The 14,543-nt window shown below is 57.4% G+C and carries 10 protein-coding genes; 8 read left to right on the top strand and 2 right to left on the bottom strand.

Annotated features, from left to right (window positions below; all coding sequences use genetic code 11):
* Positions 1-223: 223 nt before the first annotated feature.
* Positions 224-1,201 (bottom strand): LysR substrate-binding domain-containing protein, encoded by a 978-nt coding sequence (locus CAL20_RS21805; RefSeq protein ID WP_256981696.1) that lies wholly within the window; start codon positions 1,199-1,201, stop codon positions 224-226.
* Positions 1,202-1,335: 134 nt separating this feature from the next.
* On the opposite strand from CAL20_RS21805, the gene CAL20_RS21800 reads away from it, so the two are divergent.
* The 8 genes from CAL20_RS21800 (at position 1,336) to CAL20_RS21765 (ending at position 12,606) form a co-directional block, all read left to right on the top strand.
* Positions 1,336-2,568 (top strand): metal-dependent hydrolase family protein, encoded by a 1,233-nt coding sequence (locus tag CAL20_RS21800; RefSeq protein ID WP_094838997.1) that lies wholly within the window; start codon positions 1,336-1,338, stop codon positions 2,566-2,568.
* 31 nt (positions 2,569-2,599) lie between these two features.
* Complete coding sequence (locus tag CAL20_RS21795; RefSeq protein WP_094823198.1) at positions 2,600-3,961, top strand: MFS transporter; 1,362 nt, start codon at positions 2,600-2,602, stop codon at positions 3,959-3,961.
* Positions 3,958-4,497: a GAF domain-containing protein gene (locus CAL20_RS21790; protein ID WP_094823197.1), complete on the top strand. Its 540-nt coding sequence runs from the start codon at positions 3,958-3,960 to the stop codon at positions 4,495-4,497. The genes CAL20_RS21795 and CAL20_RS21790 overlap by 4 nt, the downstream gene beginning before the upstream one ends.
* Positions 4,498-4,582: 85 nt before the next feature.
* On the top strand, positions 4,583-8,323 hold the full coding sequence (gene putA / locus CAL20_RS21785; RefSeq protein WP_094823196.1) for a trifunctional transcriptional regulator/proline dehydrogenase/L-glutamate gamma-semialdehyde dehydrogenase: 3,741 nt from the start codon (positions 4,583-4,585) through the stop codon (positions 8,321-8,323).
* Between the two features lie 214 nt (positions 8,324-8,537).
* Entirely contained in the window at positions 8,538-9,491 is a 954-nt protein-coding gene (locus CAL20_RS21780; RefSeq protein WP_094838996.1) for a tripartite tricarboxylate transporter substrate binding protein, read from the top strand.
* Positions 9,492-9,515: 24 nt separating this feature from the next.
* Complete coding sequence (locus tag CAL20_RS21775; RefSeq protein ID WP_094838995.1) at positions 9,516-10,001, top strand: tripartite tricarboxylate transporter TctB family protein; 486 nt, start codon at positions 9,516-9,518, stop codon at positions 9,999-10,001.
* A 1-nt stretch (position 10,002) separates the two neighbouring features.
* A complete protein-coding gene (locus CAL20_RS21770; RefSeq protein WP_094823193.1) occupies positions 10,003-11,490 on the top strand; it encodes a tripartite tricarboxylate transporter permease in 1,488 nt (495 codons plus the stop codon).
* A gap of 642 nt (positions 11,491-12,132) precedes the next feature.
* Positions 12,133-12,606 (top strand): hypothetical protein, encoded by a 474-nt coding sequence (locus tag CAL20_RS21765; protein ID WP_094823192.1) that lies wholly within the window; start codon positions 12,133-12,135, stop codon positions 12,604-12,606.
* Positions 12,607-12,788: 182 nt separating this feature from the next.
* On the opposite strand, the gene CAL20_RS21760 is transcribed toward CAL20_RS21765, so the two are convergent.
* Entirely contained in the window at positions 12,789-14,093 is a 1,305-nt protein-coding gene (locus tag CAL20_RS21760; protein WP_143277093.1) for a hypothetical protein, read from the bottom strand.
* Positions 14,094-14,543: the final 450 nt, after the last annotated feature.

Here is a 14,543-nt window from a genome sequence, read left to right as displayed (position 1 = left end):
AGGCAGCTCACAGATGTTTCCAGAACCGCCTACATGAGACCATTCTAGGTACTCACATGCGAAGTGTGAAACATCAATACGCACTATGCATATAAGTAAAAACCATATAAATCAAAGACTTGTGAGCGGCTCACGTGAGCTGCTCACACGATTTTCTCGAGGAAGTTGACCGCACATGGTGCGTGCGAAAGAGGGAGCAAAACGGCGTTTTGCGTCGCCGCAATTATGCGGGTAGTTCTGCGCCGCAATAGCGACATCCAGCGAATTGTTCATTGCTGGCGGTTTGGCTTGGCGGCAAGTCTGCTCGTGGCGCGTGCAGGCACTCATGCGCCAGCCACTGGCGCAGCAGGTCGTAGCTTTCCATATTGCTACGCCACGTCGGTGCACATAGGTAATAGCCGAGTGAGCCTTCAAATGTTTGCTGAAACACATCGACGAGTTCGCCTGTGGCTAGCTCTCGTTCGATGAGGCAATCCGGTATGAGCGCAACGCCCAAGCCGGATGCGGCGGCCTGGATGATCATGGTGAAGAGATTGAAGCCGGGCCCAAAGCGGGCGCGGCTATATTCGCCCGTGGTGCTGGTAAACCAGTCTTCCCATGCCTGGGGAATCTCGATGTGTTGGAGCAGCGTGCAGCGCTTGATGTCATCAAAGCGTTTGATGCGTTGCCGATCAAGATAATCGGGAGAGCACACGATCCGGGTTTCGCGGCCGATCAGATAAGTCGCCGTGCCATCGGGCCAGTCGCCGTAGCCGTATTCAATAGACGCATCGAAGTCGAGCTCCGTGCTTTTATAGTCCGCCACGGTATAGCGCACAAAATTGATGGAGATATCCGGGTGAATGGCCCTGAAGGTCTTGAGTTTGGGAAGCAGCCACTGTGATGCAAATGTCGGGGCGACCGATAAGCTCAGGGACTGAGCGGATTGCTGAGTTGTCATTACCTGGGAGGTCGCGCTTTCAAGCGCGCGAACTGCCGGCCTGATGAGGCTGAGGTAGGTCGTCCCCATTCGCGTCAATTGCAGTCCGTTGGGCGTACGCAAAAAAAGTGTGTGCCCGAGATAACTTTCCAGGGTCGCGATGTGCCGGCTGATGGCGCTCTGTGTCACAAACAAGTCTTTTCCCGCCTTGGAGAACGACAAATGACGTGCCGAGGCGATAAAAGCGTTCAGCTCAGAGAGAGTGGGGCAGCGGCGTCTCATGGGGCGTATGAGTAAAACTCATATGGCTGTTCAAATTTGTGTCGAATTTCTAAGGGGGAACCCCATATCCTTCGAGGCGATTGTAGCGGTAGAGTGCGGCCTGTCGTATTTTGTCTGGTTAAATCGTTACCGTTATGAAGCCCGTCGTCGTAAAAAATTGCAAGATCCTTAATACTCGTACGTTGGTCCTCGAGGAGGCACAGAATGTGCTGATCGAAGACGGGCTAATTTCCCGGATTGGCGGCTCAGAAGTGGTGTCGCCGGAGGCTGAAGTGATCGACGCTCAGGGCAAGACACTCATGCCAGGCATGATCGACTGCCACGTGCACGTCGTGGCCTCGTCCTTTAATCTGGGGCGCATGGCGAGCATGTCCAACACCATGGCGCTGTTGCGTGCGTTGCCCATCATGCAGGGCATGTTGGACCGGGGCTTTACCTCGGTGCGCGATGCAGGCGGCGCCGATTGGGCACTGGCCGATGCGGTGACGTCGGGGTTGATCGATGGCCCACGCGTTTTCTGCTCTGGCAAGGCCTTGTCTCAAACCGGAGGCCATGCAGATTTCCGCGCACGTAATGACATTCTGGATGATCCCTGCTCGTGCGCCGGGAAAATCGGCAATATCGGCCAAGTGGTCGATGGCGTTGATGAGTGCCGCCGGGCGGTGCGCGAGCAAATACTCAATGGCGCCACCCAGATCAAAGTGATGGCGTCGGGCGGAGTGTCTTCTCCGCATGACCCGGTTCAGAATCTGGGTTTCTCCGAAGCTGAGCTGACTGCTATCGTAGAAGAAGCCGACAACGCCAACACGTACGTCATGGCACATGCCTACACCGCGCGCGCCATCATCCGCGCAGTGAAGTGCGGTGTGCGCACGATTGAACATGGCAACCTCGTCGATCACGAAGCCGCTCAGCTCATGAAGGAGCGTGGCGTCTACATGGTGCCCACGGTCATAACGTACGAGGGCTTGGCCAACGAAGGCGAGCGCTATGGCTTGCCGGCCGATTCAGTCAAGAAGATCGCCGACGTGCGCACGCATGGCATGCGCGCTCTGGAAATCCTCGAAGAAGTCGGCGTGAAGATGGGTTTTGGCAGCGACCTGCTGGGCGAAACCCACTATATGCAGTCCCAGGAATTGGTGCTGCGCAGCCGCGTCGTGGGCAATGCCAAGGCCATTCAGCAAGCCACCTTGATCGGTGCGGAGATCCTCAATCACGAGGGCCGTCTGGGCGAAGTGGTCGAAGGCGCCTACGCCGACCTGTTGTTGATCGACGGCAATCCGCTGGAAAACGTCGAACTGCTCACAGACACCGACTCGATCAAGCTGATCGTGCAACGCGGCCAAGTCTACAAGAACGCCTGCTGACAGGCCTCATCATTCCCTCTCGGATTTCATTATGTTTTCTATATCGGAGCGCCTGGAGCGCTTGCCGTTCAGCCGCTTTCATTTCAAGCTGCTGATGATCGGCGGCCTCGGGCTGGCTTTTGAGGCGCTGGACGCCGGCATCATCGCTTTTATCATTCCCTCGCTGCGTACGCAGTGGGGCCTGACAACCGGCGAAATCGGCTGGATTGCCAGCAGTACCTACGTGGGCTTTCTGGTGGGCGCCTTGTTCTCCGGCATCCTCGGAGACCGCTTTGGCCGTAAAAAGGTCATGATGTGGGCCTTGCTGCTATTTTGCTTGGCGACATTTGCCAATGCTTTCGCGACGAATTTCCATGAGTTCTACATCCTGCGCATGATTGCCGGCGTCGGGATGGGCGCAGAGGGCGCCATCATCGCGCCGTATCTGGCCGAGTTCGTCAGCAGCAGATACCGTGGCCGTTTCACGGGTGCGTTGGCGGGTTTCTTCTCATTTGGTTTTGTGCTGTCGGCGCTGCTGGGTTATTTCATTGTGCCGATGAGCGATGATGGCTGGCGCTGGATCATGATCATCGCGTCAGTGCCGGTGGTTTTCCTGTTGTGGTGGCGCAAATCGCTGTTCGAGTCGCCGCGCTGGCTCGAGCACGTGGGCAGAACGGCCGAAGCCGATCGTATCTGCTCCAACATCGAGAACCAGGTGCAACAGCACCTGGGCCGTCCCTTGCCCATGCCTGTCTCGACGCGCAAGGCAGGCACCGCGAAGCCCGCGGCCCCGCAGCAGAGTGCGTTGGCGAAACTGGTGTCGCTGTTCTCGGCCAAGTACCTTGGCACCACGGTATTGGTGTGGGTGTTCTGGATCACAGTGCTGTTCTGCTATTACGCATTCCTGGTGTGGATCCCGAGCTTGTTGGTCGAGCGTGGTTTTACGATCACCAAGAGTTTCTCGTTCACGATTCTGATTTACTTGGCGCAGATTCCGGGATATTTCTCGGCAGCTTATTTCAATGACAAATTCGGCCGTAAGTACACCATCCTGGCCTACATGTTGTTTTCGTGCCTGGCTGCGCTGGGGCTGGCCTTTGCCAACGGCGAGGCCGAGATCATCTTGTTGAGCATGCTGCTGTCCTTTGGTATGAACGGCGTGATTGCGGGTCAGTACACGTATACCGCTGAAATTTATCCCACAGCGATTCGCGCGACCGGTATGGGTGCTGCCTCCGCCTTTGCACGAGTTGGGTCGATTGCCTCTCCGACCATTGTCGGCGTTGCTTATCCCGTTCTGGGATTTGGTGGCGTGTTTGCCATGATGACGACGATTCTGCTGATCGGCGGCCTCGGTATTTTGTTCTTTGGCAAGAACACCCGTGGTGTGGTGCTAGAGGAAATCGAGGCATGAGTTCGCCATTTCAGTCATGTGCCGCTCACGCCCGGGCATTGAGTCTGGCGAGCACAGAGCAGGCTCAATGGGAGGTTATTTCGGGTTTGCTGAAAGAGGCTTTCGGATACGCCTTGTTCACGTCGCTGCTCTATCTGGAAGAGCACCGTTTGATGAAACGGCTCCATACCTCTGATGAAAGCATCAGTCCATTGGGCGGATTCAAGGCGACGGGTGCAGGGCCATGGTCCCGCCGCGTGCTCGAGCAAGGGCAGTTTTATATTGCCAGCAACGAGAACGATGTACGGACTGTGTTTTCCGAAGCGTCGCTGCTGATCGACCGCGGCCTGCATTCGGCTTTCAATATTCCTGTGCGCCACGGGGGACGCGTGATCGGTTCGCTCAATCTGCTGAGCCATCGCCATGCCTACGACCAGGTGGACCAGGATCTGGCGACGGTTATTGCCGGAATCTGCGCACCGGTGTTTTTGCAGGCGGTATCGGCCGCGCAGGCTGCTGTTGCCGATGTGGACCGGTCGCAACTCGATAGTGTTTAAGTAGCGCAATCGCGATTCTGCTCGCCGGGCATCTTTGGGATGCTCGGCGTTTTTCTGTTTCTGATTTACACATTACCAAGTTTTCATGGATACCTTATTGCCCGCCGGCCAGCCCACTGATCGGTTTACTCAACTGACGCCTTTGGCTACGCAATCGCCTTTGAAGGCCGCTATCACCGAAGCCTGGTGCCGGCCTGAGCCTGTCGCGATCCCCTGGTTGATGGAGCAGGCGCGTTTGCCCGAAGACATGGTGACGCGTAGCCAGGCCTTGGCGACACGCATTGCGGCCGCTCTGCGTGCGCGCAAGGCCTCGCGAGGCAAGGCCGGCTTGGTACAGGGCTTGTTGCAGGAGTTTTCTTTGTCCTCGCAAGAGGGCATCGCCTTGATGTGTCTGGCAGAGGCATTGCTGCGCATACCCGATACGGCCACGCGCAATGTGCTGATCCGCGACAAGATCAGCCATGGCAATTGGAAAGAACACGTCGGCCAGAGTCCATCGATGTTCGTCAACGCTGCCGCCTGGGGGTTGATGCTGACTGGCAAGCTGGTGGCGACGCACAGCGAACGGGGCATGACGAACTCTCTCGGCCGTTTGATTGCCAAGGGTGGCGAGCCGCTGATCCGCAAAGGCGTGGACATGGCCATGCGCATGATGGGCGAGCAATTCGTCACCGGCGAGAATATGGCCGAGGCGCTCAAGCATGCGCAGGCGCTGGAGACACAGGGCTTTCGTTATTCCTACGACATGTTGGGCGAGGCGGCGCTGACGGCGGCGGATGCGCAGCGCTATTACCAGGACTATGAGCAGGCCATTCATGCCATCGGCCAGGCGTCGAACGGACGCGGCGTGTACGAAGGCCCTGGTATTTCGATCAAGCTGTCGGCTTTGCATCCGCGCTATTACCGCGCACAGATCGGCCGGGTCATGGCCGAGCTGTATCCCAGCGTGCTTAAACTCGCCCGCTTGGCACGTCAGTACGACATCGGCCTGAATATCGATGCCGAGGAAACAGATCGCCTGGAACTGTCGCTGGAGCTGCTGGAAAAACTATGCTTTGAGCCCGAGCTGCAAGGCTGGAAAGGCATAGGCTTTGTCATCCAGGCCTATCAGAAACGTTGTCCCTATGTCATTGATTTCGTCATCGATCTGGCGCGGCGCAGCGGCCAGCGTTTGATGATCCGTCTGGTCAAGGGCGCGTATTGGGATACGGAAATCAAACGCGCTCAGCTCGAGGGCATGGAAGACTATCCCGTCTACACGCGCAAGCCCTACACCGACTTGTCCTATATCGCATGCGCCCGCAAACTGTTGGCTGCACCCGATGCGGTCTATCCGCAGTTTGCGACGCATAACGCCCAGACGCTGGCCACGGTATACGAGCTGGCCGATCCGCAAAGCTACTATCCCGGGCAGTATGAGTTTCAATGCCTGCACGGCATGGGCGAGCCCTTGTATGAACAAGTCGTGGGTTCGGCGGATAGCGGCAAGCTTGGCCGCCCTTGCCGGATCTATGCGCCAGTGGGAACTCATGAGACGCTGCTGGCGTATCTGGTTCGCCGTTTGCTGGAAAACGGCGCCAACACGTCTTTTGTGAACCAGGTTGCAGATCAGGATTATCCGATCGAGTCGTTGGTACAGAATCCGGTCGAGTTGATCGAGAAAATGGCGTTTGCCGAAGGCAAGCTCGGCGAGTCGCATCCCGGAATTCCGATGCCTGCGGATCTGTATGGCCGGGACCGTGTCAATTCGCAGGGGTTGAACCTGGCAAATGAGCATACACTGGCTCAGCTGAGCCATGATCTCACCGAGGCAGCACGCCAGACATTGGCTGCCGGGCCGATGATTGCAGCGGACATGGCCAACGCACGCGATATCGTGCCGCTACCCACGCCGGTTCTGAATCCGTCGATGCATTCGGACCTCGTCGGTTCAGTGCGAGAGGCTACCAAACTGGAGGTCGAGGCGGCGTTGCAGGCCGCTCATGACTTTGCGCCTGCGTGGGCAGATACGCCTGCGAGTGACCGAGCTGCAGCATTGACTCATGCCGCGGACATCATGGAGGCGCAGATCAAGCCATTGATGGGCATCCTGGTGCGCGAGGCGGGAAAAACCTATGCCAATGCGATCGCGGAGGTCCGTGAGGCTGTCGATTTCCTGCGTTATTACGCGGCTCAGGTGCAGAGCCAATTCGACAATGCGACGCACAAGCCCTTGGGACCGGTAGTTTGCATCAGCCCGTGGAATTTCCCGTTGGCGATTTTCACGGGCCAGGTCGCCGCTGCGCTGGCGGCGGGCAATACCGTGTTGGCAAAGCCCGCCGAGCAAACGCCGTTGATCGCTGCACGGGCGATTGAATTGCTGTGGCAGGCGGGCGTACCCCAGGCGGCGGTGCAGTTGCTTCCGGGCCGCGGGGAAACGGTGGGCGCTCAGTTAACGGGCGATGCACGGGTGATGGGCGTGATGTTCACGGGATCGACCGAAGTGGCGCGCATCCTGCAGAAAACCGTGGCGCAGCGTCTGGCACCTGATGGGCAGCCCATCCCGCTGATCGCCGAGACCGGCGGTCAGAACGCGATGATTGTGGATTCCTCGGCCTTGACCGAACAAGTCGTAGTCGATGTCTTGAGCTCGGCGTTCGATAGTGCCGGTCAGCGCTGCTCGGCGTTGCGCGTGCTGTGTGTGCAAGAAGACGCGGCCGACCGGCTGATCACGATGCTCAAGGGCGCGATGGAAGAACTGCGCCTGGGCAATCCCGAGCAGATCGCCAACGATATCGGGCCGGTGATTGACGCCGAGGCTCAAGCCAACATTCAACGCCACATCGACACGCTGCGCGGCAAGGGGCGTGCGGTGCATCAGTTGTGCCAGCGTGATCCCGGTATGGTGCAAGGCACCTTTATTCCGCCGACACTGATTGAATTGCCGGATCTGGCTGATTTGCAGCGCGAGGTGTTTGGACCTGTCTTGCACGTGGTGCGCTATCGCCGCGAGGATCTCGATCTGTTGCTCGCACAGATCAAGGCGACCGGTTACGGTCTGACAATGGGCTTGCACACGCGTATCGATGAGACGATCGATCGTGTGGTGAATGCCGCTCATGCAGGCAACGTCTATATCAACCGCAACATCGTCGGCGCTGTCGTGGGTGTGCAGCCCTTTGGCGGCGAGGGTTTGTCCGGTACTGGGCCCAAAGCGGGCGGCCCGCTCTACGTGTATCGCCTGCTGTCGCGCCGTCCCGGCGCCGCGTTGGCGCAACCTTTCGGTGTGCAGGCGCTGATCCAATCGGCCCCGGCGCGATCGGCGGCGGCATCCTTGGCCCAGTGGCGCCGTGCACAGGGCCATGCCGTAGAAACCGCGCAGCCGTTCTTCAGCGGCGCGGCATTCGAGTTGGCCGGTCCCACCGGCGAGCGCAATACCTATCAGGTGTTGCCGCGCGAGGCGGTGTTATGCCTGGCTGACAATGATGCCGATCGCCTGAATCAGCTGGCCGCTGTATTGGCGGTTGGCAGTCATGCCGTGTGGCCTGGCGCCAATGCTCAAGCCGTGGCGCTGCATGGCCGTTTGCCGCAGGATGTGCGCAGCCACATCACGCTCGCTTCCGATCTGGCGCATGCCAACTTTGATGCTGTCCTTCATCATGGCGACGAGGATTCGCTGCGGCGCACGCTGGCGGCAATCTCGCAACGGGACGGTGCGATTGTGACCGTCACGGGTTTGGCGAGTGGCGAAACGCAAATTCCGTTGGAACGTCTTGTGATTGAACGTGCGCTGAGCGTGAACACCGCCGCCGCAGGGGGTAATGCCAGCTTGATGACGATGGCTTGACGGGGTATCCCCGGCATGACAGCCGGGGATACTGACGCTGGGTCAGCGTCGGCCCACGAATATCCGAGGCTGTCTGCTGGCTGAATACCCTGAAAACAACGGCATGGCATTGCGCCCGAAAATTGTCTAGTATCGAAGTCTGTTACGCCGTATATCAATAAACAGGCAACGGCCGGTGGGTGGCACCACGCATCGGCCGATCGAGGAGACATCCATGCTAGGAATTACCCGGGTTTTGGCTTCATTGGTCGTGGCTGCGCTACCGTGGGCGGCGGGGGCCGCGCCGGCAAAGGTCATGGCGCCGGGAGGGCCCGGCGGCGGCTATGACGCCGCGGCGCGCGTGCCGTTGCAGGTCATGCAGCAGGCCGGCATTTTCACCGACGGGTTTCAGGTCACGAACAAAGGCGGCGCAGGCGGCACGATCGGCTTGGCAGAGTTCATCAACACCAGCAAGAACGACGACAACGCCATCATGTCGATGGGGGCGATCCTGGTCGGCGGCATCATCCTGAATAAATCGCCGGTCTCGCTGGACCAGGTGACGCCGCTCGTCAGATTGACCGATGACGCCGATGTGCTGGCCGTACCGATGGACTCGCCCATCAAGACCGTGGCCGACGTGATCGCCGCGATGAAGAGCAACCCCGGCGCCCTGGCAATCGGGGGTGGTTCGATCGGCGGTGTCGACCAAGTCGCGGCAGGGTTGATCGCCAAATCGGCCGGCGTCGATCCGCGCAAACTCAATTACATCCCCTATCCGAGCGGCGCGGAGCTGGTGCCCTTGCTGGTCAGCGGGCAATTGAAGCTCGCATTGTCGGGTTTGTCGGAATTCAAACCCTATGCGGATCAGAAGCGCCTGCGCATCATTGCCGTGACGTCTGATAAACGCCTCCCAGGCGTTGACGCGCCGACCCTCAAGGAATCAGGCGTGGACGTGGTGATCGGGAATTGGCGCGGTATCGTGGGAGCGCCGGGGATGAGCAAAGAAGGCCGCGCCATGTGGCTGGATCGTTTTCAAAAGATGCACGCCTCCCCCCAATGGAAGCAGACCTTGGAGAAACAGGGCTGGGATGATGCTTATCTCGCAGGCGACGATTTCGCCAAGTTCCTGGACCAGGAAAAAGTCCGCCAGGAGCAAGTTTTGAAAGATCTAGGCCTGGCAAAGTAAGCCATTTCCGCACAGGAGAACGTCATGTCCGCGACGCCGCAACGCCGTCCGTGGTGGTTGGCCTTGGCCGTGATTATTATCGGAGCGATCTGGCTGCAGCAAGGGTATGGGTTGCCGGATGCGGCGGGCTACGGCGGAGTCGGGCCAGGGGCATTTGTCATGCTGGTCGGGCTGATCCTGATTCTGCTCGGATTGGCGTTGATGGCGCAGATCGCGCGCGGCGACTCGTTTGATCCCCAGGAGGCCGAGAGCGCCGAGGCCGGCGCCGCGCCGTCGCGCAAGGCTTTTGCCTTTGCCGCAGCAGGGGCCGGCATTCCTTTACTGACGATGCAATCGCTTGGCTTCCCTCTGACCGCCATGTTGGCGTTTGTCTTGGTCACGCATGCGTTTGGATCGCGCAGGCTGGTGCTCGACAGTGTGATCGGTCTGGTGCTGGGCGGGATTTGCTGGGCGGGATTTTCCTGGCTGGGTGTGACATTGGGTGGCGCATTGCCGCTGGCGGGGTGGTGAGATGAATGCCTTTGATTCCTTGATGGCGGGTTTTGCCGTCGCGTTGCAGCCCGCGCATTTGATGTGGGCCTTTGTCGGGTCATTACTCGGCACTGCCATTGGGGTGTTGCCGGGAATCGGGCCGGCCCTGACGATTGCCCTGCTGTTGCCCGTGACGGTCAAACTGGCGCCGACGGCAGCATTCATCATGTTTGCCGGCGTGCTGTACGGTGCGATGTATGGCGGATCCACGACCTCGATATTGTTGAATACCCCCGGCGAAAGCGGCTCGATGATGACGGCGCTCGAGGGCAACAAGATGGCGCGTGCCGGGCGCGGCGCAGCAGCGCTGGCGACGGCGGCGATCGGGTCCTTTGTGGCGGGGACATTGGCGACCTTGGGTTTGACGTTTCTGGCGCCGGCAATCGCGGAGCTGGCGTTCGTGTTCGGGCCGGCAGATTATTTTGCCTTGATGCTGTTGGCCTTTACGTCGGTATCGGTGGTGTTGGGGACATCGCGGGTGCGCGGCTTTATTGCATTGTTCTTGGGCCTGGCGATGGGTGTGGTGGGTATTGACGGCCCTTCCGGGCAGGCGCGTCTCGCGTTCGGTTCTCCGGATTTGTTGGACGGCATCGACATCACGGTAGTGCTGGTGTCATTGTTTGCCGTCGGGGAAATTCTCTATGTGGCCAGCCGCTATCGCAACGCGCCGCCTGCGGTGAATCCGCTGTCGGGGGGGCGCTGGATGACGCGGCAGGATTGGCGACGGTCCTGGAAACCGTGGCTGCGCGGAACTGCGTTGGGTTTTCCGATCGGGGCATTGCCGGCTGGGGGATCCGAGGTGCCGACGTTCTTGTCGTACACGATAGAGCGCCGATTGAGCCCACATAAAGAGGAATTCGGCAAAGGCGCGATCGAGGGGGTCGCAGGGCCAGAGGCGGCGAACAACGCCGCGGCGGCAGGCATTCTTGTGCCGTTGTTGACCTTGGGCTTGCCTACATCGGCCACTGCTGCCGTGTTGCTGGCCGCATTTCAAAGCTATGGCCTGCAGCCTGGACCCTTCTTGTTCGTCAACAGCGCCGACCTGGTATGGGGGCTGATTGCGTCGCTATATGTAGGCAACCTGATGCTGCTGGTGTTGAATCTGCCGCTGGTGGGCCTGTGGGTGCGATTGCTGTTGGTTCCTCGTCCGTATCTGTATGCGGGCATCCTGGTTTTTGCCATGGTCGGGATCTGGGGCGTCGGTACGTCGTGGATGGATCTGCTGCTGATGTTTGTCATCGGTTTGGCAGGTTATGTGATGCGCGTGTATGACTTTCCCATTGCGCCGGTGTTGATCGGATTGATTTTGGGGCCGCTGGCAGAGACGCAATTACGGCGCGCCTTGTCGATTGGCGAAGGCAATCCGCTGGTGCTGGTGTCGTCGCCGTTGTCGGCCACCTTCATCGTGTTGGCGCTGGCGGTGCTGTTCTTGCCGGCGCTGTTGCGCAAGTTGCGGGCGAATGCGTGATCGTTCTGCCATCCTGATACGCGAGCGCAGCGTTCGGACAGGCATATAAGAATAGTCCTGTTTTTAATTTTCCGGATTGTCTTGCGTAAAGCGAGTGATCTGCGATTCAGCCAGCGATATCAACGTCTTTGCCGCTGAAGGGGTAGCGCAATCCGGTCGCTACCCCACTACAAAACAATAAAAACGTTCATTAGCCTTGCAGCTCGCTCAGCCGAGGGCGATGCGTGGGTGCCTGTTTAGACCGTTGGAAACTGTGCAGCGACATGCCTCGATGCTGGGCGTCTGGCCCTGACTGAGCCCTATCGGCTCAGTTATTGATTCCTTCTCTTAGTTGTCACGTTCATCGCATCGCGTTGCCGGTGGCGGTGTCGTGTGCGTCGCAAATGTGTAGATGATGCGTTCGTTTCTTATTCCAAGCATGCTGGTAGAAATCCTCATATATGGGGTAAAACTACAGGGGCAGCGAGTACTTGGAACGATCAAGCGATGAAACACTTGCATGACATCGTCCGATCTCCTGGGCAATTCAAGCAAGTCGCGACAGACAAGGGAATCTCTTTTTTGGAAAAGCGATTACCTGACGGTCGAGGTGTACGTCTAAATATGGACGGCACGTTCAAGGGTTTTGTCGATTAAGCATTTATGGCTGAAGTATACGAAATCGTTTTAGAAGAAGTCCCCCGGAGGAGTTTGCTTCCTTTGCTGAAAAGCTTGGAAGCAAAGGCCGGGACGTTTGTCGACCTAACAGTATCTGAGCCGCTCGGGGCTTTAGCTGGGACTGAAATAACCAATGAGTTGATAGATGCCGTTATCGACTGCCAAGACACTATTTGCATAATGGGCCGAATCTGTTATTTGGAGATTTTTGGCGACAAATGTCTTAAAGACGTTTTTTTGCGAGTCATTAAATATAACGGTGGGATAGACGTCGAGCTGTCTTTCGAAGACTCAGGCTATTCTGATATTGAAGCTGTGATGTTGGCTATGCAGCGTTATGTTAGTAGTCTGGCAGAGCAATTTCGAATTCCCGTCTTTTATGGCGGGTTAGAGCCGGCGGTAGATTTGGATACCAGATATTTTACTAACGATGTTTTTCGTTATAACAGAACTTCGTGAATGGCACTGGAAGCTCTATATGTGTGGATACTATCGCGCTGCATAGCGTTCAATTTGGCAGGTGGTGACGTCGCTAGTCGCCCCTAGCGACGCCACTCAGACAGCTTAAAGATCAGCTATCCGTCGATACTCGTCTCCCCGCACCGTGCGACGTACTGTACGGTGATAAACGTACGGTTTGGTTAAACAAACTGCTTGCTCGGTTTAACCGTATTGCTGGGGTTGCTGTGAGCGTCAACCTGTTGTTGAGCGCCCGTAGTGCGCATAGGATCGGCTAACCAATCCAAGTCGTCGATGTCATCTATCTTGACCCCGGCTGTCATCAAAATAGCGACGACATGGGTATTGCCCGCTCGTATCTCGTTTCGCAGCATTATTTCGGCAATGTCCCTAAAGAGCTCTTTGATCCCCGGGCGAGCGTTTAATAGTTCTTTCAGCCCACGGATTTTCAACGACGGGGATAGATGTTTGTCTAGGGCATAGTGTTGGATCATCGAATAAGCAATAGCACCCTGGCCCAGGGGAGAAGGCCGGGATAGCAAGGCATTCATGACATCGTCCTGTTGGATGCCGTCGCATTTGAACAGGTTTTTTATTGTCGATACATCATTATGAAAAGAAGAAAAAAACAAAGCGTGGTTCCAGCTCACGCCACCTGCAATCATCAGTTCCGCCGCCTTTAGATTGCTCTGCGCCAACTGGTCATGGAGTGCGTTCTCCGAGGTACGCGTACCATAGTCAGGTACTTCCTCCCAATCAACGATTTTCCGAATCGCGCTGATACGTTCTTCGCGGCTGAGGCCCGGCATGTTGACAACGGCTTCCATCAACGGGCCGGGGCTGATGCTCTGCGATCTGGCCATTTCCATCAATCCGGCCAGATTACGCCTTTGCCCGAAGTGCGCGGCAACAAGCTCGCCTGCACTTGGCACATCGTCGCATAACCATTTCAGCCAGTCCATGCTTGGAACGTTGTGCGATTCCAGCGCGTACGCCATAACATCGGAGATACCTCCGTTTCCGTCCGAGAAGCGAAATAATCTATCCTTGATGATCAGCTTCACGGCATGCCATTGACCTCTATCAATGAAGCTCTTAGCAACCTGAACCGTATCTGCCCCTGCTTCAAAGAACACAGAGGCAATGCACGAATCGCCCATTGCAGCAGCGAACGCAAAAGCCTTTGTCATATCTCCTTGTACAGTCATCAATACCGACTCTGCCAGCTTAGGTACGACGGCGTTGTGCGCAATAAGCGTCCTGGAAAACCAGTGAGTCTCGCAGTCACTGACCAGACTGCGAATCTCTGACCCCACCTCCATGCTTTTGCTACGCATGAAGATTCTGGCAAGCCGATCCGACACGAGTGTGCCGGGTTGACGCGGCACGGCTTGACCAGCGCTATCGGCCTTACTGTGAAGATCGCTTTCCTCCGTGTCGGTCTTGATCGTTTTTGCGCTCGTTTCTGGCGTAGTGGGTGTGGTCATTGCAGGCCATGGACGGGACGCGCCAGCCGGCAGAGGGTGTATGTATTCCATAAGCGTTTTCAAAAAATAATGTTGCTGATTGATGATTTCACCGATGGATGAGTAACACTGACATTAAGCGTGTTCCTGTTTCTCGTCCGCAGGTGTCACGTCAGGCCGTAAGCCGTCCTTTTGAATAGACGATAGCGGGTAGAATTTCGAGGGTCCGCGATATGAAGACCTCTTGGAAAAAAGCAGACCTACAGAAAGCCAGATCGTCGCGGTACGTCCCGCAGATGCCCGTTGCGGCATCGGCGAATATTGGGATTGGTCCTGTTTTAGTTTTCTGAATATCTGCATGAGAACGGCATCACTTGCCGCTCAACCAGCTAAATCCAGGCGTTTGCTGCCAATAAACACACTGCCCAGCGGGACTTGTCCTCTACAAAACAATAAGAGCGTTTGCTAGCC

This window comes from Bordetella genomosp. 4 (assembly GCF_002261185.1).
Taxonomy (GTDB): Bacteria; Pseudomonadota; Gammaproteobacteria; order Burkholderiales; family Burkholderiaceae_B; genus Bordetella_A.
The sequence above is the reverse complement of the archived record's forward strand: the minus strand, read 5'-3'. Positions and strand labels throughout refer to the sequence as shown.

What these genes read in the sequence shown, in the direction of transcription:
- CAL20_RS21790 (WP_094823197.1), top strand. Translation starts at nt 3,958, where the DNA reads ATGAGTTCGCCATTTCAGTCATGTGCCGCTCACGCCCGGGCATTGAGT.
- CAL20_RS21760 (WP_143277093.1), bottom strand. Translation starts at nt 14,093, where the DNA reads ATGACCACACCCACTACGCCAGAAACGAGCGCAAAAACGATCAAGACC.
- CAL20_RS21775 (WP_094838995.1), top strand. Translation starts at nt 9,516, where the DNA reads ATGTCCGCGACGCCGCAACGCCGTCCGTGGTGGTTGGCCTTGGCCGTG.
- CAL20_RS21780 (WP_094838996.1), top strand. Translation starts at nt 8,538, where the DNA reads ATGCTAGGAATTACCCGGGTTTTGGCTTCATTGGTCGTGGCTGCGCTA.
- CAL20_RS21800 (WP_094838997.1), top strand. Translation starts at nt 1,336, where the DNA reads ATGAAGCCCGTCGTCGTAAAAAATTGCAAGATCCTTAATACTCGTACG.
- CAL20_RS21795 (WP_094823198.1), top strand. Translation starts at nt 2,600, where the DNA reads ATGTTTTCTATATCGGAGCGCCTGGAGCGCTTGCCGTTCAGCCGCTTT.
- CAL20_RS21770 (WP_094823193.1), top strand. Translation starts at nt 10,003, where the DNA reads ATGAATGCCTTTGATTCCTTGATGGCGGGTTTTGCCGTCGCGTTGCAG.
- putA (WP_094823196.1), top strand. Translation starts at nt 4,583, where the DNA reads ATGGATACCTTATTGCCCGCCGGCCAGCCCACTGATCGGTTTACTCAA.
- CAL20_RS21765 (WP_094823192.1), top strand. Translation starts at nt 12,133, where the DNA reads ATGGCTGAAGTATACGAAATCGTTTTAGAAGAAGTCCCCCGGAGGAGT.
- CAL20_RS21805 (WP_256981696.1), bottom strand. Translation starts at nt 1,201, where the DNA reads ATGAGACGCCGCTGCCCCACTCTCTCTGAGCTGAACGCTTTTATCGCC.